The sequence below is a fragment of the Micromonospora sp. WMMD1128 genome (assembly GCF_027497235.1).
Taxonomy (GTDB): Bacteria; Actinomycetota; Actinomycetes; order Mycobacteriales; family Micromonosporaceae; genus Micromonospora.
In genome coordinates this window covers 6,378,196-6,403,940 of record NZ_CP114902.1, presented here as the reverse complement: position 1 = coordinate 6,403,940, position 25,745 = coordinate 6,378,196, and the positions used below count along the sequence as shown (strand labels likewise).

27 protein-coding genes and 2 pseudogenes are annotated in these 25,745 nt (G+C 73.9%); 17 read left to right on the top strand and 12 right to left on the bottom strand.

Annotation, left to right across the window (positions count from 1 at the left end):
* The first annotated feature begins 28 nt into the window (after positions 1 to 28).
* Together O7602_RS29105 and O7602_RS29100 are read left to right on the top strand one after the other, a co-directional pair.
* Positions 29 to 331 carry a metalloregulator ArsR/SmtB family transcription factor gene (locus O7602_RS29105; RefSeq protein WP_281590600.1) on the top strand — a complete coding sequence of 101 codons (303 nt, stop codon included), beginning with the start codon at positions 29 to 31 and terminating at the stop codon, positions 329 to 331.
* Positions 328 to 714 (top strand): VOC family protein, encoded by a 387-nt coding sequence (locus tag O7602_RS29100; RefSeq protein ID WP_281585782.1) that lies wholly within the window; start codon positions 328 to 330, stop codon positions 712 to 714. Before O7602_RS29105 ends, O7602_RS29100 begins: the two co-directional genes overlap by 4 nt.
* Before the next feature lie 5 nt (positions 715 to 719).
* Here the strand turns inward: O7602_RS29100 and O7602_RS29095 are convergent, their stop codons facing one another.
* On the bottom strand, positions 720 to 1,310 hold the full coding sequence (locus O7602_RS29095; RefSeq protein ID WP_281585781.1) for a dienelactone hydrolase family protein: 591 nt from the start codon (positions 1,308 to 1,310) through the stop codon (positions 720 to 722).
* A gap of 64 nt (positions 1,311 to 1,374) precedes the next feature.
* On the opposite strand from O7602_RS29095, the gene O7602_RS29090 reads away from it, so the two are divergent.
* Both O7602_RS29090 and O7602_RS29085 read left to right on the top strand, forming a co-directional pair.
* Entirely contained in the window at positions 1,375 to 1,956 is a 582-nt protein-coding gene (locus tag O7602_RS29090) for a helix-turn-helix domain-containing protein (RefSeq protein ID WP_281585780.1), read from the top strand.
* A 93-nt stretch (positions 1,957 to 2,049) separates the two neighbouring features.
* Positions 2,050 to 2,997 carry an L-threonylcarbamoyladenylate synthase gene (locus O7602_RS29085; RefSeq protein ID WP_281590598.1) on the top strand — a complete coding sequence of 316 codons (948 nt, stop codon included), beginning with the start codon at positions 2,050 to 2,052 and terminating at the stop codon, positions 2,995 to 2,997.
* 7 nt (positions 2,998 to 3,004) lie between these two features.
* Here O7602_RS29085 and O7602_RS29080 read toward each other — a convergent pair whose 3' ends face one another.
* The gene (locus O7602_RS29080) at positions 3,005 to 7,474 is read right to left on the bottom strand and encodes an HAD-IC family P-type ATPase (RefSeq protein ID WP_281585779.1); all 4,470 of its coding nucleotides are present in this window, start codon (positions 7,472 to 7,474) and stop codon (positions 3,005 to 3,007) included.
* Positions 7,475 to 7,633: 159 nt separating this feature from the next.
* On the opposite strand from O7602_RS29080, the gene O7602_RS29075 reads away from it, so the two are divergent.
* The 5 genes from O7602_RS29075 (at position 7,634) to O7602_RS29055 (ending at position 11,185) form a co-directional block, all read left to right on the top strand.
* Positions 7,634 to 7,894, top strand: coding sequence for a hypothetical protein (locus tag O7602_RS29075; protein ID WP_282285726.1), 261 nt, complete (start codon positions 7,634 to 7,636; stop codon positions 7,892 to 7,894).
* A 55-nt stretch (positions 7,895 to 7,949) separates the two neighbouring features.
* Positions 7,950 to 9,326: an MFS transporter gene (locus O7602_RS29070; RefSeq protein ID WP_281585777.1), complete on the top strand. Its 1,377-nt coding sequence runs from the start codon at positions 7,950 to 7,952 to the stop codon at positions 9,324 to 9,326.
* A 196-nt stretch (positions 9,327 to 9,522) separates the two neighbouring features.
* Positions 9,523 to 10,353, top strand: coding sequence for an NAD(P)H-binding protein (locus tag O7602_RS29065; protein ID WP_281585776.1), 831 nt, complete (start codon positions 9,523 to 9,525; stop codon positions 10,351 to 10,353).
* A 36-nt stretch (positions 10,354 to 10,389) separates the two neighbouring features.
* Complete coding sequence (locus O7602_RS29060) at positions 10,390 to 10,539, top strand: hypothetical protein (protein ID WP_281590648.1); 150 nt, start codon at positions 10,390 to 10,392, stop codon at positions 10,537 to 10,539.
* Between the two features lie 97 nt (positions 10,540 to 10,636).
* Positions 10,637 to 11,185 (top strand): YbaK/EbsC family protein, encoded by a 549-nt coding sequence (locus O7602_RS29055; protein WP_281585775.1) that lies wholly within the window; start codon positions 10,637 to 10,639, stop codon positions 11,183 to 11,185.
* A 36-nt stretch (positions 11,186 to 11,221) separates the two neighbouring features.
* Here O7602_RS29055 and O7602_RS29050 read toward each other — a convergent pair whose 3' ends face one another.
* The 4 genes and pseudogenes from O7602_RS29050 to O7602_RS29035 all read right to left on the bottom strand — a co-directional run bounded on the left by O7602_RS29050 (position 11,222) and on the right by O7602_RS29035 (position 14,602).
* On the bottom strand, positions 11,222 to 11,854 hold the full coding sequence (locus O7602_RS29050; protein WP_281585774.1) for a DsbA family oxidoreductase: 633 nt from the start codon (positions 11,852 to 11,854) through the stop codon (positions 11,222 to 11,224).
* A gap of 20 nt (positions 11,855 to 11,874) precedes the next feature.
* Positions 11,875 to 12,300, bottom strand: coding sequence for a SufE family protein (locus O7602_RS29045; RefSeq protein WP_281585773.1), 426 nt, complete (start codon positions 12,298 to 12,300; stop codon positions 11,875 to 11,877).
* A 94-nt stretch (positions 12,301 to 12,394) separates the two neighbouring features.
* Positions 12,395 to 12,778: a CBS domain-containing protein gene (locus tag O7602_RS29040; protein ID WP_281585772.1), complete on the bottom strand. Its 384-nt coding sequence runs from the start codon at positions 12,776 to 12,778 to the stop codon at positions 12,395 to 12,397.
* A 55-nt stretch (positions 12,779 to 12,833) separates the two neighbouring features.
* Positions 12,834 to 14,602, bottom strand: a pseudogene (locus tag O7602_RS29035) (proline--tRNA ligase).
* A 129-nt stretch (positions 14,603 to 14,731) separates the two neighbouring features.
* Between O7602_RS29035 and O7602_RS29030 the strand changes: the two are divergent.
* Together O7602_RS29030 and O7602_RS29025 are read left to right on the top strand one after the other, a co-directional pair.
* A complete protein-coding gene (locus O7602_RS29030; protein WP_281585771.1) occupies positions 14,732 to 15,106 on the top strand; it encodes a VOC family protein in 375 nt (124 codons plus the stop codon).
* A gap of 28 nt (positions 15,107 to 15,134) precedes the next feature.
* Positions 15,135 to 15,908, top strand: a complete 774-nt coding sequence (locus O7602_RS29025; RefSeq protein WP_281585770.1) for a class I SAM-dependent methyltransferase — start codon at positions 15,135 to 15,137, stop codon at positions 15,906 to 15,908.
* Here the strand turns inward: O7602_RS29025 and O7602_RS29020 are convergent.
* Together O7602_RS29020 and O7602_RS29015 are read right to left on the bottom strand one after the other, a co-directional pair.
* Entirely contained in the window at positions 15,883 to 16,074 is a 192-nt protein-coding gene (locus O7602_RS29020) for a DUF397 domain-containing protein (protein ID WP_281585769.1), read from the bottom strand. The two genes, O7602_RS29025 and O7602_RS29020, sit on opposite strands and share 26 nt — an antisense overlap.
* A complete protein-coding gene (locus tag O7602_RS29015; protein WP_281585768.1) occupies positions 16,065 to 16,868 on the bottom strand; it encodes a helix-turn-helix transcriptional regulator in 804 nt (267 codons plus the stop codon). Before O7602_RS29015 ends, O7602_RS29020 begins: the two co-directional genes overlap by 10 nt.
* Positions 16,869 to 16,954: 86 nt before the next feature.
* Here O7602_RS29015 and O7602_RS29010 point away from each other — a divergent pair, with 86 nt between their 5' ends.
* The 3 genes from O7602_RS29010 to O7602_RS29000 are packed head-to-tail and all read left to right on the top strand — an operon-like array spanning position 16,955 to position 18,425.
* Positions 16,955 to 17,290 carry a hypothetical protein gene (locus O7602_RS29010; protein ID WP_281590597.1) on the top strand — a complete coding sequence of 112 codons (336 nt, stop codon included), beginning with the start codon at positions 16,955 to 16,957 and terminating at the stop codon, positions 17,288 to 17,290.
* Positions 17,291 to 17,334: 44 nt separating this feature from the next.
* Entirely contained in the window at positions 17,335 to 17,913 is a 579-nt protein-coding gene (locus O7602_RS29005; RefSeq protein ID WP_281585767.1) for a putative immunity protein, read from the top strand.
* Positions 17,910 to 18,425, top strand: a complete 516-nt coding sequence (locus tag O7602_RS29000) for a putative immunity protein (protein ID WP_281585766.1) — start codon at positions 17,910 to 17,912, stop codon at positions 18,423 to 18,425. Before O7602_RS29005 ends, O7602_RS29000 begins: the two co-directional genes overlap by 4 nt.
* A gap of 37 nt (positions 18,426 to 18,462) precedes the next feature.
* Here O7602_RS29000 and O7602_RS28995 read toward each other — a convergent pair whose 3' ends face one another.
* Complete coding sequence (locus O7602_RS28995) at positions 18,463 to 19,074, bottom strand: DUF305 domain-containing protein (protein WP_281585765.1); 612 nt, start codon at positions 19,072 to 19,074, stop codon at positions 18,463 to 18,465.
* Positions 19,074 to 20,903 carry a sigma-70 family RNA polymerase sigma factor gene (locus tag O7602_RS28990; protein WP_281585764.1) on the bottom strand — a complete coding sequence of 610 codons (1,830 nt, stop codon included), beginning with the start codon at positions 20,901 to 20,903 and terminating at the stop codon, positions 19,074 to 19,076. The genes O7602_RS28995 and O7602_RS28990 overlap by 1 nt, the downstream gene beginning before the upstream one ends.
* Before the next feature lie 309 nt (positions 20,904 to 21,212).
* On the opposite strand from O7602_RS28990, the gene O7602_RS28985 reads away from it, so the two are divergent.
* The 3 genes from O7602_RS28985 (at position 21,213) to O7602_RS28975 (ending at position 24,190) form a co-directional block, all read left to right on the top strand.
* The gene (locus O7602_RS28985; RefSeq protein WP_281585763.1) at positions 21,213 to 22,727 is read left to right on the top strand and encodes a DUF1996 domain-containing protein; all 1,515 of its coding nucleotides are present in this window, start codon (positions 21,213 to 21,215) and stop codon (positions 22,725 to 22,727) included.
* Positions 22,728 to 22,968: 241 nt separating this feature from the next.
* Positions 22,969 to 23,739: an SGNH/GDSL hydrolase family protein gene (locus O7602_RS28980; RefSeq protein WP_281585762.1), complete on the top strand. Its 771-nt coding sequence runs from the start codon at positions 22,969 to 22,971 to the stop codon at positions 23,737 to 23,739.
* Positions 23,740 to 23,743: 4 nt separating this feature from the next.
* The gene (locus tag O7602_RS28975) at positions 23,744 to 24,190 is read left to right on the top strand and encodes a hypothetical protein (protein ID WP_281585761.1); all 447 of its coding nucleotides are present in this window, start codon (positions 23,744 to 23,746) and stop codon (positions 24,188 to 24,190) included.
* Positions 24,191 to 24,207: 17 nt separating this feature from the next.
* On the opposite strand, the gene O7602_RS28970 is transcribed toward O7602_RS28975, so the two are convergent.
* Entirely contained in the window at positions 24,208 to 25,416 is a 1,209-nt protein-coding gene (locus tag O7602_RS28970) for a hypothetical protein (protein ID WP_281585760.1), read from the bottom strand.
* Positions 25,409 to 25,618 (bottom strand): annotated as a pseudogene (locus O7602_RS28965) (sigma-70 region 4 domain-containing protein); the annotation flags it as partial. The gene O7602_RS28970 and the pseudogene O7602_RS28965, both read right to left, overlap by 8 nt.
* Between the last annotated feature and the right edge of the window lie 127 nt (positions 25,619 to 25,745).

Genomic DNA, 25,745 nt, shown 5'->3' with positions numbered 1-25,745 from the left:
CCATTGATAGGCAAGCAGGCACTTGCCTATAGTGCTTGACGTGGGCGATCTGTACCAGGCGCTGGCCGATCCGACCCGCCGCCTGATCCTCGACGAGTTGACCGAGCGCGACGGTCAGACCCTGTTCGAGATCTGCGGCCGGCTGGCCACCCGGCACCAGGTCGGGTCGTCCCGGCAGGCGATCTCCCAGCATCTCGACGTGCTGGAGGCCGCCGGCCTGATCGTCACGCGGCGGCAGGGTCGCTACAAGTTCCACCATCTCGACACCCGGCCGCTGCGGTCCATCACCGAGCGATGGCTCCGGTCCGCACCCACACAGGAGACGCCATGAGGATCAATCTGACGAGCGTGTACGTCGACGACCAGGACAAGGCGCTGCGCTTCTACACCGAGGTGCTGGGTTTCGTGCCGAAGACGGACGTGCCCACCGGTGAGCACCGCTGGCTGACGGTCGCCTCGCCCGAGGCGCCGGACGGCGTCGAGTTGCTGCTGGAACCCGACGCCCACCCGGCTGCCAAGGCGTTCAAGGAGGCGCTGGCGGGTGACGGCATCCCGTTCACCCAGTTCGCGGTGGACGACGTCGCCGCCGAGCACGACCGGCTGCGGCAGCTCGGCGTGCTGTTCACCCAGGAGCCGGTCGACATGGGGCCGGTGGCGACCGCCGTGTTCGACGACACCTGCGGCAACCTGATCCAGATCGCGCAGTACAAGTAGCGGCGTCAGCCCAGGCGGTCGAGGAGGTCGCGGCTGCGGCTCACCACGAGCGTGGTCGCCGCCGCGTCGTACGACGGGAGCGAGCTGTCGGTGAACAGGTGCCGGTCGCCGGGGTAGACGAACAGCTCGCCCCGCTCGGGTCCGACGATCGAGACCAGTTCGCGGGCGGCGTCGACGTCGCCCTCCAGCCCGAAGAACGGGTCCTGTTCCATGCCGTGGACCTGCACCGCCACGCCGTCGGGCCACGGGCCGACGGCCCACTCGCCGGTGACCGGCAGGCACGCCTCGTAGAGCAGGGCGGCCCGGGCGCCGGGCCGGGTCTGGGCGAGCCGCTGGGCGATGGCGGCGCCCCAGGAGACGCCCGCGTAGACGAGGTCGGGGCGCAGGTCGGCGGCGATCCGGTCGGCGCGCTGGTCGAGGACGTCACGGCCGATGCGCTTGGTGAGCGCCGAGCCCTCCTCGATGCTCGCCGGCCGTTCGCCGTCGAAGAGGTCCGGGGCGTGCACGGTGTGCCCGCCGGCGCGGAGGGCGTCGGCGAGGGCGCGTACGCCGTCGGTGAGCCCCTGCAGGTGGTGGAAGAGGAGGATCTCGGCCATCTCTAGACTCCTGACTGTCGGACCGGAATCATCGAACGAACCAGAATATTAGAACGGTCGAGAAATGTCGGTCAATCAGCGGGTCCCCGATTACGACCTCGACGACCTGCTCGTGGTCACCGCCCCGGAGCAGTTGCGCGCGCTCGCCGACCCCCTGCGCGGCACGCTCCTGGAACTGCTCCTGGAACGCGCCGCCACGGTCAACGAGCTGGCACGTGCCGTGGACCGGCCGAAGAGCAGCGTGGCCTACCACGTGAACCAACTCGTCGACGCCGGGCTGCTGCGCGTGGTCCGCACCCGCCGGGTCCGGGCCATCGAGGAACGCTTCTACGGCCGGGTGGCCCGCACCTTCTACGTCGGCGCGCTCAGCCGGCCGGAGGACAAGCAGGTGGTCGCCCGGATCAACGGGCTGGCCGAGGCCGCGGCCGAGGCGGCTGCCGCCCACGCCGCGGACGAGCTGCGCTGCACGCTCGTGCACGCGCGGATCCCGATCGAGGACGTCCGCGAGTTCTGGGCCGAGGTGCAGGCGCTGGCCCGGCGGTTCGCGCAGATCCCCCGCGCCGGCGACCAGGTGTACGGCTTCGCCGCCGGTCTCTACCCCACCGACGCGCCGAGCCTTCCCGACGCGGCCGACGAACGGGACTGAACCCCCGGCACGAGCACACCGACCGGGGCCGCGCCGGGGGCGGCGGGCGACGCAGGCTAGCGTCGCAGCGTGAGCACCGGATCCCCGCGCGTCCTGCCGGCCGACTGCGGCATCGACGAGGCCGCCGCCGTCCTGCGCGCCGGCGGGCTGGTCGCCTTCCCCACCGAGACGGTCTACGGGCTGGGTGCGAACGCGCTCGACCCGAACGCCGCGGCGCGGATCTTCGAGGCGAAGGCCCGGCCCAGCTTCGATCCGCTGATCAGCCACCTGGCCGACGCCGCCGACCTGCCCGCGCTCGTCGGCGCGGTGCCGCCGGCCGTGGCCGCGCTCGCGGACCGGTTCTGGCCCGGCCCGCTCACACTGATCGTGGACCGGCCCGCGGCGATCCCGCCGATCGTCACCTCGGGCCTGGACACCATGGCCGTCCGGGTGCCGGACGAACCGTCCGCCCGGGCGCTGATCGCCGCCGCCGGGGTGCCGGTCGCCGCGCCCAGCGCCAACCGGTTCGGCCAGCTCAGCCCGACCCGGGCCGAGCACGTGGTGGCCGGGCTGGGCGGGGCGGTGGACGTGGTGCTCGACGGCGGACCCACCCGGTGCGGGATCGAGTCGACGATCGTGGACGCCCGGGGCGAGCGACCGGTGGTGCTCCGGCTGGGCGCGCTGCCGGTCGAGGCGCTGGTCGAGGCGGTCGGTCCGGTCGAGGTACGCCAAGGCAGCTCCGGCCGGCCGGTCGCGCCCGGGACGCTCGCCGCGCACTACGCCCCGCGTACCCCGTTGCGGTTGGATGCGGTGGGCGCGCACGACGGCGGGCGGCGGGGATTCCTGGCCTTCCGGGAGCCACCGGCGGACGGTGACTGGGCGGCGGTGGAGGTGCTCTCGCCCTCGGGTGACCTGACGGCGGCAGCCGCGCGCCTGTTCGACGCGCTGCACCGCCTCGACGCGGCCGGGGTGACCGAGATCGTCGCCGAGGCGGTGCCCGACGCGGGTGTCGGCCGGGCGGTCAACGACCGGCTGCGCCGGGCCGCCGCCACCTGGCACTGAGCGCCGGTCAGGACGAGCCCGGCTGCGGCAGACGGTCCACCAGCTTCGTCAACGCGCCGTTGGCGAACGTCGCGCCGAGCGCCGAGCCGGTCGCGATGGTCCAACCCACCGGACCGAGTGGAGTGCAGCCGAAGAACTGGCTGACCCCGGGCGTCTGCACCACCAGGACCAGCACGCCGACGGACGCGGCGGTGGCGGCCAACACGGTGGGGCTGGTGCCGCCGGCCAGCACCGTCTGGCCGAGCTGGGTGCCGATCAGCGAGGCGAGCGCGACGGTGCCGGCCCGGCGTTGCGTGCCGGTCCACCGGGCCAGCGTCCAACCGGCGGTCGCGCCGAGCGTGGTCGCCGCGGCCCGCAGCGCGATCTCCCGGGTCATGGTGGCGCCGAGCGACGAGTCCGGCCCCTCCCGCAGCAGGTGGTCGGCGCGGTCGTCGGCCGGCGGGCGGACCGCGATGGCAAGCGCCGGCGCGAGGTCGGTGAGCAGGTTGACAAGCAGCAACTGCCGACCGGTCAGGGCGGACCGGCCGGTCGAGGCGGCGGAGAGCACGCTGAACGCGATCTCGCCGAGGTTGCCACCGACCAGGATGCTCAGGGCGTGCCGCACCGAGGACCACATGGCCCGTCCCTCGACGAGCGTGGCGATGATCGTCTCCAGCCGGTCGTCGGTGACCACCAGGTCGGCGGCGGCGCGGGCGGCCGGGGTGCCGCGCTGACCGAGCGCGATGCCGACGTCGGCCAGGCGGATCGCCGGGGCGTCGTTGGCGCCGTCCCCGGTCATCGCCACGGTCCGGCCCCGGCGCTGCAACGCCTGGATGATCCGTACCTTGTGGGTGGGAGTGCAGCGGGCCACCACGTCGGTGGCCATCAGCCGCTCCGCGAGCGCGGCGTCGTCGAGCCGGTCCAGGTCGGCGGCGGTCACCACCCGTTGCTGCCCGTGGTCGGGACTGATCGCGGCGGCGATCGCCTCGGCGGTGGCCGGATGATCCCCGGTGATCATGACGGTGTGCACGCCCGCCTTGCGGATCCGCTGCACCGCCGGCCGGGCGCTCTCCCGCACCCCGTCCGCGAGGGTCAGGAAACCCACGAAGACCAGCCCGTCGACCTGCTCGTCGGTGACCGCGTCGACGGTCACCTGGCACTCGGCCACGGCGAGGACGCGGTGCCCGGCGCCGGCCCGACCGGCAAGCATGGCCTGCACCTCGTCCCGGCCCGCCGCGTCCAACGGCCGGTCACCCCCGGCGGTACGCCGGGACGCGCACCGCGGCAACACCGACTCGGGCGCGCCCTTCACACTCAGCAGGAACCCGTCGCCGGTGCGGCCGACCGTGGCGCTGTAGCCCCGGGACGGCTCGAACGGCAGCCCGCCCGTCGCGGTCCAGTCGGCCGCCCCGGTGCGCTCGGTCACCCCGGCCGCGTTCGCGCCCCGGCGTACCGCCCGGTCGGTCTGCTGCGGCAGTTTCTCCGGGTCGGCCGCCGCCGGGGTGGCCCGCAACGCCGCGGCGAGCGTCGACCGGAGCGGGTCGTCCAGGCGGTCCGCCGGGGCGTACCTGTCGTCGCCGGTGCCCACGCCGGCAAGCAGCAGCTTCCCCTCGGTGAGCGTGCCGGTCTTGTCGAAACAGAGCACGTCCACCCGGCCCAGCGCCTCGATGGTGCGCGGGTTGCGGACCAGCGCGCCGTGCTCGGCCAGCCGCCGCGCCGCCGCCAGTTGCGCGGCGCTGACCAGGAACGGCAGCCCCTCCGGCACCGACGCGACGGCCAGGTTCGCGGCGGTCGCCGCCGTCTCGGCCAGGGGTACGCCCCGGAGCAGCCCCGCCCCGGCCACCGCGATCGCCGAGCCGGCCGCAAGCGGTACGGCGGCGTTCGTCAGCTTGCCCAGCCGCGCCTCCACCCCGCTGGCCGGCGGAGCCTGCTTGGCCAGCGCCAGGCTCCGCCCCGACTCGGTCTGCTCGCCGGTCGCCACCACCACGGCGGTGCCGTGCCCGGCGGCCACCGTGGTGCCCTCGAAGAGCATCGAGTGTCGCTCCGCGATCGCCGCGGCGACCACCGGTTCGGGGTTCTTGGCCACCGGAAGCGACTCACCGGTCAGCGACGACTCGTCGGCCTCCAGCCCGTCACTTGTCAGCACCCGGCAGTCCGCCGGTACGGCGTCACCGGAACCGATGCTGATCACGTCGCCGGGCACCAGGTCCTCGGCGGGCACCACCCGTTCCGTGCCGTCGCGCCGCACCCGGGCGGTGACGGCCGAGCGGGACAGCAACTCGGCGAGCGAGCGTTCGGTGTTGCGCTGGTGCACCGCGCCGACGAGAGCGGAGCCGCCGACCAGGCCGCCGACGAGCGCCGCGTCGACGAGTGAGCCGAACGCGGCGGAGAGCACCGCGCCGGCCGCCAGCACCGGGGTGAGCGGGTTGGACAGCTCGTCGACGAACGCGCGGAGCAGCGCGAACGGCCCGTGCCCGTCGTCGGCCGCGGCACCCCGGCGGCCGGCCGCCTCCTCGTCGGTCAGCCCGGCGGGTCGGGTGTCGAGCTGCTCCAGGACGGTCTCCACCGGCATGAGGTGCCACGCGGTGAGCGCCGGCGTCGGGGTGCCGGCGCGGTCCGGCAACCGGTGCGCCCGGACGACGCCGTGCCCGAAGGCGACCATGGCGGCGCCGTTCACCGCCGCCATGGTCCGGCCGGGAAGCAGCCGCCGGTCGGCGGTGAACGCGCCGAGCGCGCCGAGCCCGCTGCCGGCCATGGCGATCCTGATGTTCTGCCCGGTCATCCGGCGGGCCACCCCGGCGGCGTCGATGAGCAGGGCGGGGATCCGCAGGTCGTCGCCGACCAGCAGGTGCGCGCCCCACGGGGGCAGGTCGTCCGGCCCGGACACGCCGAGGCCGCAGTCGGCGGCGGCGAGCGCCGACCGCTCACCGGACACCACGAGCACCACCGCGCCCTCGCGTTGCAGGTCACGGACGGCGGCGGCGAGCCGGGACCCGCCCGGTACGTGCCGGTCGGCGAAGTCGTACCGGCCGTCCCCGGCACCGCCGACCACGAGCCGGACGTCTGCCTGACGGGCCGCGGAGACGAGCGCGTCCACCCCCGGGGCTGGTTCCGGCTCGACCCGCAGCACCGCGGCGAGCCGCCCGCCCTCGGCCAGCCCGAGCAGCCGCCCACCGTGGGCCCGTAACCGCTCGCTGTCCGGGGTGTCCCCGGGATCGGAGGCGTCGAGCCGGTCCAGCGGCCCGAGCCGCCAGCCGTCGTCGGTCCGTACCCCGTCCGGGCGGGCCGGGTCGAACAGGGCGAACGCCCGGGCGGCCACCTGCTGGGTGTCCGCGCCGGGCAGTGGCGCCAGGTCGGACAGCACGCCCCGGTCGGAGCCGAGCACCGCGGCGTCCAGCACCACCGTGTCGATCCGGTCCAGCTCCCGCAACACGCTACGGTCCATCGCGATCACGCCGCGCCGGGCCAGCATCCGGCCGAGTTGCGCCGCGTACCCCTCGCGTCCGCTGCCCGGCGCCTTGGGCAACGCGGACAGCGCCAGCGCGGCGGCGCGCTTGCCGCCGGCCACCGGGATCGCCGCCGCGCCCGCCGCCGCACCGGCCGTGAGCACCCGCTTGACGTAGCGCTCGACCTGGCCGTCCGGGACCGGGCAGGGCCGCTCGCCGTCCGGCACCCGCGCGACCGCCCGGTCCGGGTCGCCGGTCAACCCCGGCTCGGCGCGGCTCCACGCGGCGAGCTGGGCCCGCGCCTCACCCCACTGCACCACCCGCTGCGCGCCGTCGAGCACGATGCCGGCCCAGCCGCCGGTGAGACCCTGCACCACCGCCTCGGCGAGCGGGAACAGCACCTCGGCGCGGGGGTCGGCGCGCAGGCCACGGTCGGCCAGCGCGTGCAGCCTCGGATGCAGGTCGACCGCGTTCAGCAGGCCGGCCACCTCGCCGGGCACCGGAGTGAACGGCAGGATCCGGGTGGCCGCGGAGATGGTCAGGCCGAGCGCGTCGGACGCAAGCGCGCCGAGGGTACGGGGGGTGCGCGGACCCTCCTCCGGCGGATGCGGCGGCGGGATTTCCGGGTCCGGCTCGAACGGGCAGGCCCGCTCGGCGCGCGTCACGGTGTCGATCAGGTCCCGCAGCCTCGGCGCCGGGTCCCCGGTCGCCACCACCACCCGGCCGGAGGGCGCGTTCACCCGGGCCCAGGTCACCCCCGGCACCGCCTCCAACGCCGCCTCGACCTGCCGGGCCAGCCGGTCCCCACCGTCCTGGCAGACGCCGTGCACCTCGATGTGGTGCCGGCCGTCCCGGGACCACACCCGACGTCGGGCCAGGTTCGCCAGCCGAGCCAACCGGGTGGTCGCCGCGCCCACGTTCCCGGCCGCCTCGGTCACGACGGGCGGGACGGCGCCCCCGGGCAGGACCGACCCGACGGTACGCGCCACCCGCGCGACGGCGTCCGGCACGGCGGCCGGCGACAGCAGGAGACCGGCGAACCCGTACGCCATCTCGCCTCCCGGACTCGTCCCGGCGGCCCGACTTCCCGGCGCGGCGTCCGTTATGCCCCCGGAGTGGGGGAAGTTTCCCCGCTGCCCGGCGCATGGACGCCGGGGGCGGTGGAATGCCGGTCGGGTCGAATGCCGTCGTCACAACCGGGGGAGGCAGGGATGAGCACGCTGACGCGAGACCTGAGCGGAGCACGGGAGACGATCCGGGCGTACAGCCGCCGGGTGGACCTCCCGCTGCTGGGCGAGGTGGCGGTGCCCCCGCCGGACAAGCTGGCCTACTACGCCGGCATCGGGGTGCTCGCCGCGTTGCAGGTCATCGAATGGCCGCTCGCCCTGGTCATCACCGCCGGGCACGTCCTCGCCGACCAGCACGCCTCCGGCCTGGCGAAGGGCATCGGCGAGGCGCTGGAGACCGCCTGACGAGACCGGGCCCACAGTTGACCTCAACCACGGTTGAGGGCACAGGCTGGAGCCCATGACGACCGCCACCGCCCCGCCGGAGACCGCCGCCACCGGTTTGTGGTCGCCGGGCCTACGGGCGATGACGGTGGGCAGCGTCGCCCTGGTGTCGCTGCTCGCGTTCGAGGCCCTCGCGGTGGGCACCGCCATGCCGACGGTCGCGCGCAGCCTGGACGGGCTCGGCCTGTACGCGCTCGCCTTCGGCGGGTCGTTCGCCTCCGGCGTGGTCGCGATGGTCGCCTCCGGCATCTGGTGCGACGCGCGCGGACCACGGCCGGCCATGTGGCACGGGGTGGCCTGGTTCGTCGCCGGCCTGATGCTGGCCGGCGCCGCCACGACCATGGGCGTGCTCGTCGTCGGGCGGGTGGTGCAGGGCTTCGGCTCCGGCCTGCTGTCGGTGGCGCTCTACGTGATCGTCGGGCACGCGTACCCGGAGCGGTTGCGGCGGCGGATGTTCGCCGCCTTCGCCGCGGCCTGGGTGGTGCCGTCGCTTGTCGGGCCGGCGCTGGCCGGTCTGATCGTGGAGCACCTCAGCTGGCGCTGGGTGTTCCTGGCGGTGCCGGTGGTCGCGGTGCCGGCGGTGCTGCTGATCCAGCCGGGGCTGCGGACGCTTGCCGGCACCGTGCCGACCCGGCCGCCGGCCGGCGCGCTCGCCCGGGTGGGCTGGGCCTGCGGGGCGGGGGCGAGCGCCGCGCTGCTGCACTACGGGGGGCAGCAGCGCGGCGCGCTCGCCGCCGGACTGATCGGGGTGGCGCTCGCCGGGCTGCTCGGCTGCGTACCGCGGTTGTTGCCGCCGGGCTTCCTGCGGGCGGCGCGCGGACTGCCGACGGTGATCGGCCTGCGCGGGCTGGCCTCGGCGGCGTTCGTCGGCGCCGAGGTGGTGATCCCGCTGATGCTCTCCCGCGAGCGTGGCTTCACGCCCACCGGCGCCGGGCTGGTGCTCACCGTCGGTGCGCTCTCCTGGTCGGTGGGCTCGTGGATCCAGGGCCGGATCCGCGCGCCCCGCTCCGCGGCCAGCCTGCCCCGGGCCGGCTTGGCCTGCATCGCCGCCGGCACGGCCGGTGTCGCGTCGGCGCTGCTGCCGGGCGTTCCGGTGGCGGCGGCGGTGCTCGCCTGGGCGGTCGCCGGCCTCGGCATGGGCCTGCTCTATCCCTCGCTGTCGGTGCTCACCCTGGAGTTGTCCGCCCCGGCCGAGCAGGGCCGGAACTCCTCGGCGCTGCAACTGGGCGACTCGCTGGCCGCCGCCGTCGTGCTGGCGTTGACCGGGGCGGTGCTGGCCACCGGGTCGTCGCCCGGTCCGGCGAGCTACGCGGCCACGCTCGCCGTCGCGGCCGGCTGCGGCCTGCTCGGCCTGCTGCTCGCGGGGCGCGTGGCGCCCCGGCCGATCGGCTGAGCGGGCCGGTCTTCTGAACGGGCTGGTCTTCTGGGCGGACCGGTCTTCTGGGCGGGGGCGTTATGCCTGGGTGGGGCGCTTGCCTAGGCGGGCGGCCCGCCGGGCCGTCACGATCGGCGCCGGCGTTCCGTCCCTTGTCGGGAGCGGCTTTCGGTGCGGACCCGACGGCCGGCGGCAAGAGCGGGAGGATGTGACGATGCGGGTGCTGGTGACCGGGGCGACCGGACGGCTCGGACGGGTGGCGGTGCCGCGGCTGCGGGACGCGGGGTTCACCGTCCGCGCGGTGAGTCGCCGACCCGCCACCGGCGGCCCTGGCGGCGGCGCTGACGGTGCCGGCGGTGGCGCTCACGGTGCCGGCGACGGCGTCGAGTGGCTGCCGGTCGATCTGGACACCGGCGCCGGACTGGCGGAGGCGGTCGCCGGGACCGAGGCGGTGCTGCACCTGGCCTCGTCGCCGAACCGGGACACCCACCGGATCGACGTGCTCGGCACCCGCCGGCTGACCGTCGCGGCCGGGCACGCCGGGGTGCGACACCTGGTATACGTCTCGATCGTCGGCGTGGACCGGGTGCCGCTGGCGTACTACCGGCACAAGCTCGCGGCCGAGCAGGTGGTGGCCGCCGGAGAGGTGCCCTGGAGCGTGCTGCGGGCGACCCAGTTCCCCGAGTTCCTGGCCGGCCTGCTGGGCGGCGCGAGCCGATTGGGTCCGGTGATCGGGGACCGGGCCGTACTCGCCCAGCCGGTCGACCCGGGCGAGGTGGTGGACCGGCTGGTGGCGCTGCTGTCCGCCGGGCCGTCGCGCCGGGTCGAGGACTTCGGCGGGCCGGAGGTGCTCCGCTTCGACGAGGCGGCCCGGAGCTGGCTCGCGGCCCGCGGGTCGCGACGGCCGCTGCTGCCGGTGCGGATTCCCGGGCGGCTCGGCCGGGAACTGCGCGCCGGTGGGCTCACCACGACCGCCACGCCCACAGGTACGCGTACCTGGGCCGACTACCTCGCGGACACGTACGGGGGAACCGGCCGAAGATGAGATCCGGTCGGGTCCGGGGCGGCCTACCGTGACCTCATGCTGGTCTTGGCGATCACCGTGGTGCTGTATGTGTTCGGCTTCGTCTTCCTCTACGGGGTGATCCGGGTCGGTGTCCGACACGGGATCGCCGACGCCGAGGCGAACCGCCCCGAGCCGCTGCAACGGCGGCACCTCACCGAGGTGTAAGGCGGGGGCCCCGCTTAACGGATTCGGTATAGGCGGGGGCCCCTATTAACAGCGCGGTGAGCGGATTGCCGGCACGGGTGCGAGGATCGCATCCGTGATGGGGACGCTGAAGACGGAGCCGGCCCGGGGCCGGCTGGACCTGTTGGCGCCGCCGGTTGCCGCGGCGGTGGAGCGGTGGCCGGACGAGGCGCCGGTCGACGTGGGCGAGGTGCTTGTCGCGCCGATCGACGCCGACCTGGCCGACACGGCGGCCTTCTGCGCGGCGTACGAGGTGGGGCTGGAGGAGTCGGCCAACTGTGTGGTGGTCGCCGGCAAGCGCGGCGGCGAAACCCGCTACGCCGCCTGCATCGTGCTGGCCACCACCCGGGCGGATGTGAACGGCGTGGTCCGCAAGCTGCTCGACGTACGCAAGGCGAGCTTCGCGCCGATGGCCGAGGCGGTGGAGCTGACCGGGATGGAATACGGCGGGATCACGCCGATCGGGTTGCCCGAGGAGTGGCCGATCCTGGTCGACGCGCGGGTGATCGCCACGCCCCACGTGATCATCGGGTCGGGCGTACGCCACAGCAAGATCGCCCTGCCCGGGCCGGTGCTCGGCGCGCTGCCCGGGGCCAGGGTGGTGGAGGAGTTGGCCCGGCCGGCCTGACCGCTCACCCGCATCGATCTTGTTCCACGTGAAACATCACGCGGCGGCCTCGCGCTGCGCCACCTCACGCAACGCGGCGAGCAGCGTGGCCGGCTCCTGCGCGCCGGTTACCGCGTACTTTCCGGCCAGCACGAAGGTCGGGACGCTGGAGACGCCGAGCTGGTGCGCGGCGCTCAGATCGGCGGCGACCTCGCGGCGGCCGAGGTTCGACTCCAGATACCGGCGGGCCTCGGTCTCGTCCAGCCCGACCTCGCCGGCGAGCGTGACCAGCGTGTCGATCGATCCGACGTCGACGCCGTCGAGGAAGTGCGCCCGGTAGAGCCGCTCCACCGTCTCCGCGGCCCGCCCCCGCTCGGTGGCGAACCGCACCAGCCGGTGCGCGTCGAACGTGTTCGCCGCCACCGCCCGGTCGAACCGCAGGTCGAGGCCGGTGCCCTCGGCTATGCCGGAGACGTGGGCGGCCATGCCCTCGGCCTTGTCCCGGCCGCCGAACTTGTCGGCGAGCGCGTCGAGCAGCGGCCTCGGCTCGGTGACCGGCGTGGGGTCGAGCTGGAACGGCCGGTACCGGACGGTCACCTCGCCGTCGTACGACTCCAGGGCCTGCTCCAGCCGGCGCTTGCCGATCCAGCACCAGGGGCAGACGACGTCGGCGTAGATCTCGATCTCCATGACCAGCGACAACCCGCCGGTCAGGAGATCTGTTCCCGGACCTGGCGCTTCAGGCGGGCCAGGATGGCGGTGCCGCCGCGTACCCGCAGCGGGCTGATCGCCTGGGCCAGCCCCATCCGCTGGTAGAGGTCGTCCGGCACGGCAAGCACCTCCTCGGCGCTCGCCCCGGCCAGCCCTTCGGCGAGGATGCCGGCGAACGCCCGGGTGGTGGGCGCCTCCGGCGGGCAGTCGAAGACCGTGCTCACGGTCTTGTCCGCGCGCACCTCGGCGCGTAGGAAGAACGCGGTCTGGCACTCGGGGACCTGCTCCAGCTCGTCCCGGTTCACCCCCTCCGGCAGGGGCGGGATCACGTCGGCGAACTCCAGCAGCATCTCCAGCACGACGTCGCGCGGTGCGGAAGCGAACTCGTCGACGATCTCGGCCAGCTTGGTCGGCATCTCGGGCATGTGTCGAGGCTATCCGCCGCGTCCCGCGCGGGCGGGCGGGGTGTTAAGCGGGGGCCCTTCCTCTACCGCAGGCGTTAACCGGGGCCCCCGCCTTTCACGCAGTGGGGGTGGGCTGGGTGGCCAGGTCGCCGAGGGAGATGATGCCGACCAGCTTGCGCTCGTTGTCGCAGACCAGCACGCGCCGGATGTTGCGCTCGCGCATCAACGCGGCGGCCTCGCTCGCCGTGCAGTGCTGCTCGATCATGACGACCTCACGCGTGATGATCGATCCGATAGTGGTGGTGCCCGGGTCGGCGCGTTCGGCCACCGCCCGCACCACGATGTCACGGTCGGTCAGCACACCGGCGAGCGTGGCGCCGTCGGTCACCACCACGTCGCCGATGTCCGACTCCTTCATCACCCGGGCCGCCTCGTCCAACGGGGTCTCCGCAGGGAGGTAGACCACCTGCTTGGTCATCACGTCGCTGACGCGGTACATGGGAGCCTCCGAAACGCCTCGGTCGATCCTTCTGCGGTACCCGGTGGCGCGTTAGCTACACCGCGTTGCGGCGTGTCGCGCCCATCTCGTCGAGCAGGCGCTCCACCACGCCCTCCACCGGCAGCTCGGTCCGCTCGCCGGTGGCCCGGTCGCGCAGTTCCACGTACCCGTCGGCCAGGCGGCGGCCGACCACGACGGCGCGCGGGATGCCGATCAGCTCGGCGTCGGTGAACTTCACCCCGGCGGACACGTGGGTGCGGTCGTCGACGAGCACCCGCAGGCCGGCGGCGGCGAGGCGTCCGCCGAGCTCAAGCGCCGCGTCGAGCTGCGCCCCCTTCCCGGCGGACACCAGGTGTACGTCGCACGGCGCGACCTCGGCCGGCCAGAGCAGTCCCCGGTCGTCGTGGTGCTGTTCGGCGACGGCGGCGACCGCCCGGGACACGCCGATGCCGTAGCAGCCCATGGTGGGCCGGACCGGTTTGCCCTCGGGGCCGAGCACGTCGACCGCGAAGGCGTCGGTGTAGCGGCGGCCGAGCTGGAAGATGTGCCCCACTCGATGCCCCGCCGCATGGTCAGCGTGCCGTCGCCGCAGGCCGGGCACGGGTCGCCGGGCCGCACCTCGGCCGCCTCGATCGTGTCGTCGGGGACGAAGTCGCGCCCGCACACCACGTCGGTGGCGTGTCGGCCCGGCTCGTTGGCCCCGGTGAGCCAGGTGGTGCCGGTGACCACGCGGGGGTCGACGAGGTAGCGGATGCCGTGCTTGGCCAGGATCTGCGGCCCGAGGTAGCCGCGGACCAGCTCCGGGTGCGCGGCCCAGTCGTCGAAGACGGCCACGGTGGCCGGGGCCAGCACCGCCTCGACCCGCTTCAGGTCCACCTCGCGGTCGCCCGGCAGGCCGATCACCAGCAGCTCGGCCTGCTCGGCGCCGGGCCGACGCACGGCAAGCACCACGTTCTTCAGGGTGTCGGCGGCGGTCCAGCCGGTGCGGCCGGCGAGCGCGCGGGCGTTCGCCACGTCGACCAGGGACGCGATGGTCGGCGTCTCCGGGGTGTCGTGCACCTCCGTGGCCGGGCGCGCCTCCGGGTCACCGGCGGCCGGCGCGCGGGTCACCACCGCCTCGGTGTTCGCGGCGTAGTCGCAGGCCAAGCAGCCGACGTAGGTGTCCTCGCCGACCGGCGTGGCGGCCAGGAACTCCTCGGACGCGGAGCCGCCCATCGCCCCGGACGTCGCCCGCACCACCGTGAAGTCCAGCCCGAGCCGGGTGAAGATCCGCTGGTACGCCTCCCGGTGCCGGTCGTAGGCGGCCTGGAGCCCGGCGGCGTCCAGGTCGAACGAGTAGGCGTCCTTCATCAGGAACTCGCGCCCGCGCAGCAGGCCGGCCCGGGGCCGCGCCTCGTCGCGGAACTTCGTCTGGATCTGGAACAGCGTCACCGGAAAGTCCCGGTACGACGTGAACAGGTCCTTCACCAGCAGCGCGGCCAGTTCCTCGTGGGTCGGCGCGAGCAGGTGCTCGGCGCCCTTGCGGTCGGCGAGCGTGAAGATGTCGTCGCCGTACTCGGTCCACCGCCCGCTGGTCCGGTAGGGCTCGGCCGGAAGCAGCGCCGGGAAGTGCACCTCCTGGTCGCCGATCGCGGTCATCTCGTCCCGGACGATCGCGGTGATCCGGTCCAGCACCAGCTTGCCCAGCGGCAGCCAGGTGTAGCCGCCCGGCGCGGCCCGGCGGACGTAACCGGCGCGCAGGAGCAGCCGGTGGCTCGGCACCTCCGCGTCGGCCGGGTCCTCGCGCAGGGTCCGGAGCAGCAGGGTCGACATGCGAAGCAGCATCGCCGCAGCGTATGCGACAGGCCGTGGCCGGGCGATCCCTTTCGGTGCGGGTGCGTCCTTCGTCGTCGGGGCAACGACAGACGCACCCGTGGCCGGGCGGTCGTCACACCCGCGGGGTATGAAGGGCGGATGGAACATCGACCGCGGCTCTCGTTGACGTCCACCGTGCTCGACGCGCCGTCCGCCCAGGAACTGGCGGTCTTCTACGAGCGGCTGCTCGACTGGCCGCGCCGCGAGGACGAGCCGGACTGGGTGGTGCTGGCCGCACCGGGCGGCGGCGCCACGCTGGCGTTCCAGGACGAGCCGGCGTACGTACGTCCGGTGTGGCCGGCCGGACCGGGTGATCCGCCGATGATGCTCCACCTCGACATCAAGGTGGACGACCTCGACGCGGCCTCGGCGTACGCGGTGTCGCTGGGGGCGACGCTGGCCGACTTCCAGCCCCAGGACGACGTGCGGGTGCACCTCGACCCGGTCGGTCACCCGTTCTGCCTCTATCTCTGAGCGGTCACCGGCGGGCTACGCTGCCGGGATGACCGCCACACCGTCTGCCCGCGCGGTGGCCCAGTACGCGACGACGACCGGCAACCTCACCGCCCGGATGGCGCTGCACGCCCACGGCACCAACCCGCAGGGCTGGTTCGCCTGGCTGGGTGAGCGGCTGCCGCTGACCGGGGACGTGCTGGAGGTGGGCGCGGGCACCGGTGAGCTGTGGCGTCGGCTGGAGCGTCGCGCGACTGGGTTCAGGCTCACCCTGACCGACTTCTCATCCGCCATGTGTGACCGGCTGCGCGAGGTGCCCGGCGCCCGGGTGCAGCGCTGCGACGCCACCCACCTGCCGTACGCCGACGGTTGCTTCGACGCGGTGATCGCCAACCACATGCTCTACCACCTGGACGACCCGGACGCGGCACTGGCGGAGTTCGCCCGGGTGCTGCGCCCCGGCGGGCGGCTCGCCGTCGCGGTGAACGGCCGCGACCACCTCGCCGAGGTGGACGCGCTCGGCCCGGTCGTCGACCGGCCCGACATGACCGCCGGCTTCCACCTGAACGGCGTCACCGCCGAGACCGCGCCCGTCCGGGTCGCGGCCCACTTCACCGACGTGACGGTCGCGCGCTATCCCGACGAGCTGGCGGTGCCCGCCGTGGCGCCGGTCCTCGCCTACCTCGCCAGCATGGTCGGGCCGCTCACCGCCGCGCAGGAGTCGGCCGCCCGCGACGTGGTCCAGGCCCGCATCGAGGCGGAGGGCGCCTTCCGGGTACGCAAGCACACTGTGCTGATCAGCGCCGTGCGTGACTCCCGCTGATCCGGACGAAGGCGCGCCAGGCGTCGGGGGCGAAGGTGAGGACCGGCCCGGCCGGGTCCTTGCTGTCGCGCACCCCCACCACACCGTCCAGGTTGTCCGCCACTTCGACGCACTCGCTCTGACCGCTACGGGTGGGCTTGCGCCAGATCGCACCGGTCAGTTCCATGACCCGACCACTTCCTTCATCAGCTCGATCGACTGGCGGCGAGACAATGCCTCGCTCCGAACGCTCTCCCACCTGGACAGCAGGATAGCCACTCCTTCGTCGTTGTCGATCACCGTTCCCCCGAGCTGGTTCTCCAGGTAACCGATCCAACCCCCGTCGCCGCCACGGGCAAGTGTGAATGGTCCGGTCAGTCCGATGTGCAGGCTGACGTCGGCCGGAATCACATGAACGGCGACATGGGGTAGCCCGTTTGCGTCGATCAGGTGCGCGATCTGTTGGCTCATCAAGCCGCGGAAGGATTCGTCCGCCCGTCGCAGCACCGCTTCCTCGATCACCGCGACGAACTTGGGTGGATCGGGGCGGGTGAGCACTGACTGCCGGTCGAGCCGGACCGCAAGGCGTCGATCACCTTCTTCGACGGCGAGCATGTCATCGGTGTTGATCATCGCGCGGGCGTAGTTCTCGGTCTGCAACAGGCCAGGGATGAGGCCCGGCTGGTAGCAGCGCAACTGCTGGGCCTGGCGTTCGGCTTCCAGCCACGGGCGGAACCAGCTCGGCTGGCCGTCCCGCTCGGCGAGCTTGAGCAGCGACGTCAACAACCCGCCGGTGCCCAGCACCTCGTCGGCCCGCTTCAGGAAGAACCGGTCCAACGGCCGCTGACCCAACTCCACCGCCGACACCTGCGAGTTGGAGAAGTGCACCAGCTTCCCGAACTCTTCCTGGCTCAGCTCGGCCCTGAGTCGCAACCGCCGCAGTTGGGTGCGGATCAGGTCGGCTGTCGGCTCGTTCTCCACGCGGCCTCCTCGATCGCCGGCCGGCTTCTCGACCCCCTCCCGGGCCGGCTCCGGCGACTTCCGAGCGTAGTGGTGCTCTCAGCAGACTGTCACGCATGAACCTTCCCGTACCCCGGCTCGGGCCGCACCCCGACCGGCCGCGCCCCTGCCCGCCCGACCAGCCGGCGCACCTGCCGATCCGGCCCCTGTGGCTCTGCCGCGCCTGCGGCTCACCGTGGCCCTGCGCCCACGCCCGCCTGCTGCTCACCGTCGAGTACGCCGACCACCCGGTCGACCTGGCCGTCTACCTCTCCGGGCTATACCACGAGGCCACCCACGACCTGTTCCGCCTCAACCCGCACGACGGCCCGACCCCACGTGACCTGTTCAACCGGTTCGTCGGCTGGGGCCCGTACCGGCGTGGTGTCGCCGGGGCGGTCTGATCGTCGGCCCCAAGGCGGCGGCCCCGTCGATAGGATCCGGCGTGATGGCAGCGCGTAGACATGTCGTGTCCGGGGACTTCGACCTGACCATGGACGAGTTGCGCGTCGTCGCGGGCTACGTGGTTCGGCACGCGGAGGACGTCCTGCCGGTCTTCGAGCAGGCCGTACCCGATGATCCGCGCCCTCGCGCGGCGATCGGGGCGGCCCGGGCGTTCGTCGACGGTGCCGCCCGGACGAAACTGCAACGTGTCGCGTCCATGGACGCGCACCGAGCCGCCCAGGCCGCGCCGTCCGAGGCCGCGCGCCTGGCCGCGCGATCCGCCGGTGACGCCGCCGCGGCGGCGTACCTGCATCCCCTCGCCCGGGCCAGCCAGGTCGGTCACATCCTCCGGGCCGCCGCGAGCGCGGCGCGGATCGGGGAACTGGCGGCCGACGGTGACCCGGCGGTCGGTGCCGCCCTGCTGGACCGCTCGCGACGCCGTGCCACCCCGGCGCTCGTCGACGTGCTCCGCCGCTACCCGCCGGTGACCGGTGGCAGCAGCCGGGTCGCCCGGCTGATGGGCGCCCTCGACGATGCCCTGCGGCGGACGCCGGCCGCTGACGAGGAGGAGGACGACTCGTGATCCTGCCGAAGGTCAGGGATCCCCGCTTCATCACGATCCGTCGCGGCGGGACGCTCACCGACGACGACCACCGACTGCTCGCACTCTGGGCCGCCGACTGCGCGGAGCACGTCCTCGACCTGTTCGAGGCGGTCCGGCCCGACGACCCGCGCCCACGTGCGGCGATCGAGCACATCCGGGCCTGGGTGCGTGGCGAGGTCACGATGATGGTGTCCCGCGCGGCCGGCGGTCACGCCATGGGCGCGGCCCGGGACCTGCGTGGAGCGGCCCGGCACGCGGCGTACGCCGCCGGGCAGGCCGGGGCCGTCGCCCACGTCGCCGCGCACGAACTCGGCGCCGCCGCGTACGCGATCAAGGCGGTCCGGGCGGCGGCGCCGGACGGTCTGGTCGACGAGGCGGGGCGGGCCGAGTGCCGGTGGCAGCGCGACCGACTCCCGGCGGCGATCCGCGACCTGGTCCTCGACGACCAGCGGTTGCGCAACGACATCTGCTGGTCGGTGTTCGACTGCTGAGCCGGGACCTGTTCGACTCGTTGGTGCGGCGTACCGGTCAGTTGACCGCGTCGCCGGTCGCGCCGGGCCGACCCGCCAGGGCGCTCAGCTCGGCGGCCCGCGTCACCTGGATGCGGCCGGCGAGCTCCTTGACCTGCGGGCTGCCCCCGGCGGTCCGCTCACCCTGACACAGCACGACGGTCTGCTCGAGGTGCGCCCGGAGCAGACCGACGGCCCGGGACGGCACCTCGGCGTCGGGGGCGGCGCGCAGGTCGGCGAGGCGCTCGTCCGTGACCATGCCGGGCATCTGATGCCCCTCGTGGATGTTCCGCTCCGGGACGTTGCCGGCGGCCAGCAACCCTCGCAGCTCCACCACCTCGGCGCGGTGCGCCGTCCGGACGTCACCGAGGACGGTGCGCAGCGCGGGATCGGTGGTCGACCGACGGGTGTCGAGGTGGTCGATCAGCGCGAGAACTCCGTCGTCCATCGGCAGCAGCAGTTGGATGAAGGCGTCGTCGGTGCCGCTGAGCGTGACCGGCGCGGCGGGCGCGCCGGACTGGTCGACGCGGTCCGCATGCCGGGTCAGGGCGACGGCCAGCGTCGTCGCGGCCAGCGCCACGACGACTCCGGCGATCCGCCAGGCGGGGGTCCTGAGGGCGGAACCGATCATCAACGCGCGGCCTGGAACGCTCGACCGATCGCCGTCGCGCTGGTGCCGTCGCTGAACAACCCGGACCTGTCCCTGTCGGTCGCGGGCAGGCCGAACCAGGCGTACCGCTGCACGTAGGGGAGTTGGCCGAGCATGGCGGTGGCCGCACTGAGGAAGGCCGCCTGCTGCGCCTGACCGGGGAATATCTGACGCCCGCCGTCGTAGCGGATCAGTGCGAACTCGGTCAGCCAGATCGGTTTCCGGTAGCGCTGGTAGACGGCTTGCAGGTACTGCCGCAACTGGTTCACCGCCGCGGCCGTGGTGAAGTCGGCGCCATACCAGTGCAAAGCGATGAAGTCGACCCGGTGACCTCTGGCCTCGGCGCCGGCCATGAACCTGTCCAGCCAGCCCTGGGGGTCCGCGCCACCCCAGGCGACCGCCGGGCTGCTCAGTTTGCTGCCCGTCGCCATCAGTCGCGGCCACAGGTCAAGTGCCTGTTCGACGGTCATGTTCGCCTGCTCGGGCAGGTCCGGCTCGTTGAAGCCGAGCAGGTAGGGTCCGGCCGAGCGGGCCCGGGCCAGGTCCGCGGCGTTGACGTTTTCCGCGCTACGGATCATGGGCACGAACGTCGCGCCCCGTGGGGTGCTGATCCCCGGGTGCTGGGTGCCCCAGGTGTAGTACCAACCGGCCTTCGAGTTGGCCAACGCCTGACTCACGCCGGCGAAGTTCCACACCCCGACGCCCTTGCGGGTGGAGCTCACCGCCGGCACCACCGGTGCCTTCGAGGGCAACGGACGCACCGACGGCGACGGCGACGGGGACGGGGACGCGACGACGGTGGGCGCTGCGGGTGGCGCGGCGGCCCAGGACGGCACGGCCGGTGGCGCGGCGGCCGGATCGGCCGGCAGGAGCACCACCACCGCGCTGATCGCGACGACCGCCGCCACCGTCGCGGCGAGGGACGGCATCAGGCCCCGGGGTACGCGCACCGCCGGGTGGACGACGGTCGGCGGCGGCCCGACGGTCTGCGGGGCAGCCGGAGGCGCGGTCGTGGGCGGGACGTGAGTGCCGAGGCCGGGCGGAAGGGGCAGCAGCGGCATCCCCGCGAGCAGCCGGTCGATCGGCAGGAACGCGCCGCCCAGGTGCCCGCAGAACGCGCAGTCACGGATGTGTCGAGCCAACCGCTTGCGCCACAGCGGGCTGGGACTGCCGTCCCACTGGACCGTCAGGATGTGCAGGTCGGGGCACCCGGGCCGGGCGTGCAGCGCGCGGACGACCCCGCGTGCGCTCTGGATCTGCTCCTTCATCCGGTGGATGCGCACGGCGACGTGCCCCGGTGGCAAACCCGTCGCCTCGGCGATCTCGGCGCGCGTCAGCTCGCCGGTCTCCTCCAGCCACCACAGCGAGAGCAGTTCCTGGTCGTCCGGTTCGAGCCAGCGGGTCGCCTCGGCGACCTCACGCCGCTGGTCGGTCAGGCCGAGCCGGAGAATCGTCATTCCCGCGAAGTCGGCCGCGGGGTCGGGCACGTCGTGGACCACGTCCAGCCCGGCATCGCGGTGGAGGGCGGCCCGTCGGCGCTGCTCCCAGTCGCGCACCTGCCGGACGGTGATCGCCACCAGCCAGGACCGGTACGCCGTCGGGTCGTTGAGGGCGGGCAGGTGCCGGATCACCCGTACCAAAGTCTCCTGGACCACGTCGTCGACGTCGGCGTGGCCGCGGAGCGCGCGCCCGACGATGTTGTAGACAAGCGGGAGAGACGCCGCCACGACGTCGTCGAGAGCGTGCCGGTCGCCCTGGCGGGCCGCGACGACCAATCCGGGATCGGGTACCGCCCGACCGGCTGCCGACATGGTGCCACTCCTTGTGCGCTCGACCCGAACAGCGCCCGTGCGCGCTGCCCGTCTCCTATCGGAGACCGGCGGTTGGCAGGTCAGATTACGGTTTTCCGCCGGGAGACGTCACTGCCCGCGGTGGTGGCATTAATGAGAAATTAAGGATGCGAGGGTAAAAAATTGTTATCCGGAGCGGGCGCGGCGGCCACCAGGGCACCTGTCCGCACCCTTCCTTAATTCCTTTTCCGGAACGTTGCCGCAGGTCACGGGCGTGCACATACTCCATCCGACAGGAGCGTCACCACCGAATCAAAGGAATCACTGGCAATGCGGACTCCCCCCGCGCATGTCGCACCGTCCAGCCGGGCGCACAAGCGCCGCCGCCTCACTCGAATCACGCTCGCCTCCGCGGTCGCCGCGGCCCTGGCCGGCAGCGGCATCTACGTCGCCGGTGCCCAGGCCGAGGAGGTCGTGGTGCCTGGCCGGGTCCAGGCGGAGGCTTTCGCGGCGCAGTCCGGCGCACAGACCGAGAACACCGGCGACGCCGACGGCGGCCGGAACGTGGGCTGGCTCGCCAACGGTGACTGGCTGCGGTACGACGGCATCTCGATCGTCGGCACCGACCTGACGGCCCGGGTCGCCGCGGACAACACCGACGGCGGCACCGTCGAGCTGCGCCTCGGCACGCAGACCGGCGCCCTGCTGGCCAGCTTCCCGATCAGCCACACCGGCGGCTGGCAGAAGTGGACGACGGCGAGCGCCACGGCGGCCAGCGTGCCGGTGGGTCCGCAGACCGTCTTCGCCGTCATGAAGAGCGCCTCCCGGTCGGACTTCGTGAACCTGAACTGGTTCACGTTCGGCTCCGCGACCGGCGCGACGCCGAGCGCGTCGCCCACGGCGAGCGCGTCGCCCACGGCGAGCGCGTCGCCCACGGCGAGCGCCAGCTCGGCGACGCCGCCGACCACCCCGGCCACCCCGACCGCGCCGACGGCCGGTTGGGTCCCGGTCGACCAGGCCAGGTGGAACCAGGAACTTGCCGCCTTCGACGCGATCAAGCCGAAGGCGGTGACGCCGGGAACCACTCGCGTCCCCGAGTTCCACACCGACTGCGAGCTGGCCAACTCGGCGCCGGACGACCCGATCGTCCTGCCCGGCCTGCCGGGTGCCTCGCACATGCACATCTTCTTCGGCCCGAAGGTCGACGCCTTCACCACCACCGACGACCTGCTCTCCTCGAAGACCACCTGCAACGCCCCCGGTGACCTGAGCGCCTACTGGACGCCGGAGCTGCGCAAGGACGGCAAGCCCGTACCGATGAAGAGTTTCCGGGTCTACTACGGCTCGCGGGTGAAGGACCCGTCGGCCGTCAAGCCCTTCCCGCCCGGCCTGCGAATGGTCGAGGGTGACGCCAAGCGGCAGGTCGACACGCCGAAGAACGCCGGTAGCAACCAGTTCTGGTGCGCCGGCAGCGCCGAGACGGGCCGCAGCGCCGACGGCAACTGGCCGGTCTGCGCCTCCGGCGGCAACCTCATCTTCCAGCTCGTCTTCAAGGACTGCTGGGACGGCAAGAACATCGACTCACCCGACCACAAGTCGCACATGGGCGACCCGGTCAACGGCGTCTGCACCGGCAAGTACCCGGTGGCGGTGCCGAACCTGTCCTTCATGGTCAACTACCAGTCGTTGGGCGGGAACGGTCTCAGCCTCTCCTCCGGCAAGCCGTCCTCCATGCACGGCGACTTCATGAACGCCTGGGACCCGGCCCGCATCGGACCGCTTGTCAAGTCCTGCCTGAACCAGAGCGCCAAGTGCGGCACCGAGGTGACCTTCGCCGGCGGCTGACCCCGCACGAACCCCACCCACGGACGGCCCCCACGCCCCGGCGAGGGGGCCGTCCAGCGCGTCGACCCGATCGGTGCGGCCCGGGCGGGGCCGACGGCCGGGCCCATGGTCCGCTCGGGAGGTCGTCGGGAACCGGACGCCGAGACGTCCACCACGTCCGGCCGGGAGGGTCGGCGGGGCCGGCCCGGGCGGTGACAGACTGGGCGACGCAATTCCGCGGGGACGTCGGAGGGGAGGCGCCGTGCGCTGGCGCAGCTTCGTGGCGGTGGGCGACAGCTTCACCGAGGGCATGGACGACGCGTATCCGGACGGCAGCTACCGGGGCTGGGCCGATCTGGTCGCCACCCGGCTCGCGGCCGAGGCGGGCCCCGACTTCGGCTACGCCAACCTGGCCATCCGGGGCCGGCTGTTCCCGAACGTCGTGGCCGAGCAGGTGCCGTCCGCGCTGGCCATGAAGCCCGACCTGATCACTTTCGCGGCGGGCGGCAACGACGTGCTGCGTCGCACCTTCGACCCGGACGCCTTCGTCCCGCGCTTCGACAAGGTGGTCGAGCGGCTGCGGGCCGGCGGCAGCGACGTGGTGCTGTTCCGGTTCGCCGACGTGATGGCCCGGCTGCCCGGGCAGCGGCTGGTGGCTCCCCGGGTGACGCTGCTCAACCGGGTGGTCGGCGAGGTGGCGGAGCGGCACGGGGCGATCCTGGTCGACCTCTACTCCGACCAGGCATACCTCAACCCGATGCTCTGGAGCACCGACCGCCTGCACCTGTCGGCCGCCGGGCACCGGCGGGTGGCCGCGCAGGTCCTCACCGCGCTCGGTGTCGGCTGCGAGGAGGAGTGGCTGATGGTGCCGCCGCACCCGGCACCCACCCCGTGGCTGGCCGCCCGCGCCGCCGACCTGCGCTGGGCCGGTCAACACCTGGCCCCGTGGATCAAGCGCCGGCTGACCGGCCGCTCCTCCGGCGACTTCCTCACCGCCAAGCGGCCGGTCCTCGGGCCGGTAAGCGCCGACTGAGCGGGTGCGCACGCTCCACGTCGCGGACCTGCTGCGGCTCACGCCCGACGACGAGCCCCGCCCCGGGCTGGCGGTCCTGGTCGACGGCGACCGCATCGGGGCGGTCGCGCCGCTGGGTGAGCTGGCCGGCGCGTACCCCCGGGTGCGGGTGCGGCGGTGGGCCGGCACGCTCGGGCCCGCGCTGGTGCACGACGGTCCGCTGCCCCCGGCGCCCACGCCGCGCGAGCGGGTGCACGCGCTGTTCCGGCTCGGCGCCGCCGCGGTGCTCGACGCGCACGTCCCCGACCCGGCGTTGCGGGCCGCCGCCGTCCGCAGCGAGGTGGCGGTGCTGCCCGCCGCCCGGCCACCGGCGCTCGTGGTGGGCGGCCGGGCCGACCTCGCGGTCTTCGACCCGGACGGCTCCTGCCGGGCCACCGTGGTCGCCGGCCGGTTGGTGCACCGCCGCGCCTGACCGCAGTCGGTGCGCGGTCAGGAGAGCTGGAGCCAGCTACGGTCCACCCCCCGCCCGACGCCGAGGAACCACGTCCGGCCGTGCTGGGCCACGACCGTGCCGTCCGGCAGCACCCTCACCGAGGTGCCCGGGTCCGAGGTCCGCAACGGCCCGCGCAGCTCGGGCACCTCGACGTAGCCGCCGCCGGTCACGAAGCCCAACCCGCCGTACGCGCTGGTGACCACCAGCAGGCCGGCGCCGGGCGCGGCGATCCCGTCGGTGTCGTCCGGCAGGGCCGGCCCGGGTTGCCAGCCGGTGCCGGCCAGCCGCCACACCCCGTTCGGCTGCTCCGTTCGGACCAGCCAGACGTCACGCCCGTCCGGTGCGAGCACGAGTTGCCGGGCGGCCCGGGGAACCGACGGCATCTCCTGCCAGGTGGCGCCCTGGTCGGCGCTGGTCACCACGGTCAGGCCGTCGTCGTCGCCGACCGTGAGCCAGAGCCGGCCGTCGGCACCCTCGACCAGTGCGTTCTCGGCGTCCGACCGCAGCGTGATCGGCGGCTGGTGGAAGTGCAGCACACCGCTCACCCGCAGCACGCGTTGCCGGTCGCACGTCGTCGGCACCCCGTCCGGGGGGCAACCGAGGTAGAGCCCGCTCGGGGTGGCGAAGACGCGCCGGACCGCCGCTTGCGGCGCGTCGAACGGGTGACTGGCGAAGCTGTTCCCGCCGTCCATCGTGACGAGGTAGCCCACGCGGGTCATCACGGCCAGCGTGCCCGCGTCCACGGGAAGGAGATGCACCCTGCCGTCCGGCACCGCCGGCAGGGCCGACCGCTGCCAGGTCACGCCACCGTCCACGGTCCGGGCGACGGTACGCCGGCAACCAGCCGCCGACTCGTCGGCCCCGGCGCAGGTGTCGAAGAGCGCCCAGCCGGCGCGGGCCGAGACGAAGCGCAGTTCGGCCAGCTCACCGGACACCCCGGGCAGGGTGACCGTGCGGACCGTGAGCCGGCCGGTCGGGCTCGGCGAGACCGACGGCGTCGGCCGCGGTTCCGGTCGGTCGGCGCGGTGGGCGACCGCGAGCGCCGAGGCCGGCCCGGCCAGCGCCACCGCGAGCAGGCCGGCCAGCAGGCCCCGTCGCCGTCTGCGGCCCCGGATCCGGCGTTGCACGTCGGCCACGCCCGGTGGCCGGAAGGTGGTCGCCGCCGCCGTCTCGAATTCGACGAACAGGTCCTCCACGTCAGGCACGGCGCAGCTCCGATCCGGTCTCGGTGAGGTGGCCGGCGAGCGTGGCCCGCCCCCGGGACAGCCGGGAGCGCACGGTGCCTTCCGGCGCGCCGACCTGCGCGGCGATCTCGGCGACGCTCAGGTGGGCCAGGTGGTGCAGCACGATCGCGCGGCGCTGGTCGGCGGGTAGGGTGGCCAGCGCCTCCAGCAACGCCACCCGGTCCCGTCCCGGGGTGGCCGGGCCTGTTGCCGTGGGGTCATCGCGGTCCTCTGCGGTCGGCGGTGTTCGCAACTGTCACGTGTGACCAGCCGGATCCGCTGCATCCGGTCTTCCCGTCCGCCCGATCAAC

Bases quoted from the DNA above. Each gene is read 5' to 3' on its own strand.
- O7602_RS29100 (WP_281585782.1), top strand. From the start codon at position 328: ATGAGGATCAATCTGACGAGCGTGTACGTCGACGACCAGGACAAGGCG.
- O7602_RS29095 (WP_281585781.1), bottom strand. From the start codon at position 1,310: ATGGCCGAGATCCTCCTCTTCCACCACCTGCAGGGGCTCACCGACGGC.
- O7602_RS29090 (WP_281585780.1), top strand. From the start codon at position 1,375: ATGTCGGTCAATCAGCGGGTCCCCGATTACGACCTCGACGACCTGCTC.
- O7602_RS29080 (WP_281585779.1), bottom strand. From the start codon at position 7,474: ATGGCGTACGGGTTCGCCGGTCTCCTGCTGTCGCCGGCCGCCGTGCCG.
- O7602_RS29075 (WP_282285726.1), top strand. From the start codon at position 7,634: ATGAGCACGCTGACGCGAGACCTGAGCGGAGCACGGGAGACGATCCGG.
- O7602_RS29070 (WP_281585777.1), top strand. From the start codon at position 7,950: ATGACGACCGCCACCGCCCCGCCGGAGACCGCCGCCACCGGTTTGTGG.
- O7602_RS29065 (WP_281585776.1), top strand. From the start codon at position 9,523: ATGCGGGTGCTGGTGACCGGGGCGACCGGACGGCTCGGACGGGTGGCG.
- O7602_RS29060 (WP_281590648.1), top strand. From the start codon at position 10,390: ATGCTGGTCTTGGCGATCACCGTGGTGCTGTATGTGTTCGGCTTCGTC.
- O7602_RS29055 (WP_281585775.1), top strand. From the start codon at position 10,637: ATGGGGACGCTGAAGACGGAGCCGGCCCGGGGCCGGCTGGACCTGTTG.
- O7602_RS29050 (WP_281585774.1), bottom strand. From the start codon at position 11,854: ATGGAGATCGAGATCTACGCCGACGTCGTCTGCCCCTGGTGCTGGATC.
- O7602_RS29045 (WP_281585773.1), bottom strand. From the start codon at position 12,300: ATGCCCGAGATGCCGACCAAGCTGGCCGAGATCGTCGACGAGTTCGCT.
- O7602_RS29040 (WP_281585772.1), bottom strand. From the start codon at position 12,778: ATGTACCGCGTCAGCGACGTGATGACCAAGCAGGTGGTCTACCTCCCT.
- O7602_RS29030 (WP_281585771.1), top strand. From the start codon at position 14,732: ATGGAACATCGACCGCGGCTCTCGTTGACGTCCACCGTGCTCGACGCG.
- O7602_RS29025 (WP_281585770.1), top strand. From the start codon at position 15,135: ATGACCGCCACACCGTCTGCCCGCGCGGTGGCCCAGTACGCGACGACG.
- O7602_RS29020 (WP_281585769.1), bottom strand. From the start codon at position 16,074: ATGGAACTGACCGGTGCGATCTGGCGCAAGCCCACCCGTAGCGGTCAG.
- O7602_RS29005 (WP_281585767.1), top strand. From the start codon at position 17,335: ATGGCAGCGCGTAGACATGTCGTGTCCGGGGACTTCGACCTGACCATG.
- O7602_RS28995 (WP_281585765.1), bottom strand. From the start codon at position 19,074: ATGATCGGTTCCGCCCTCAGGACCCCCGCCTGGCGGATCGCCGGAGTC.
- O7602_RS28990 (WP_281585764.1), bottom strand. From the start codon at position 20,903: ATGTCGGCAGCCGGTCGGGCGGTACCCGATCCCGGATTGGTCGTCGCG.
- O7602_RS28985 (WP_281585763.1), top strand. From the start codon at position 21,213: ATGCGGACTCCCCCCGCGCATGTCGCACCGTCCAGCCGGGCGCACAAG.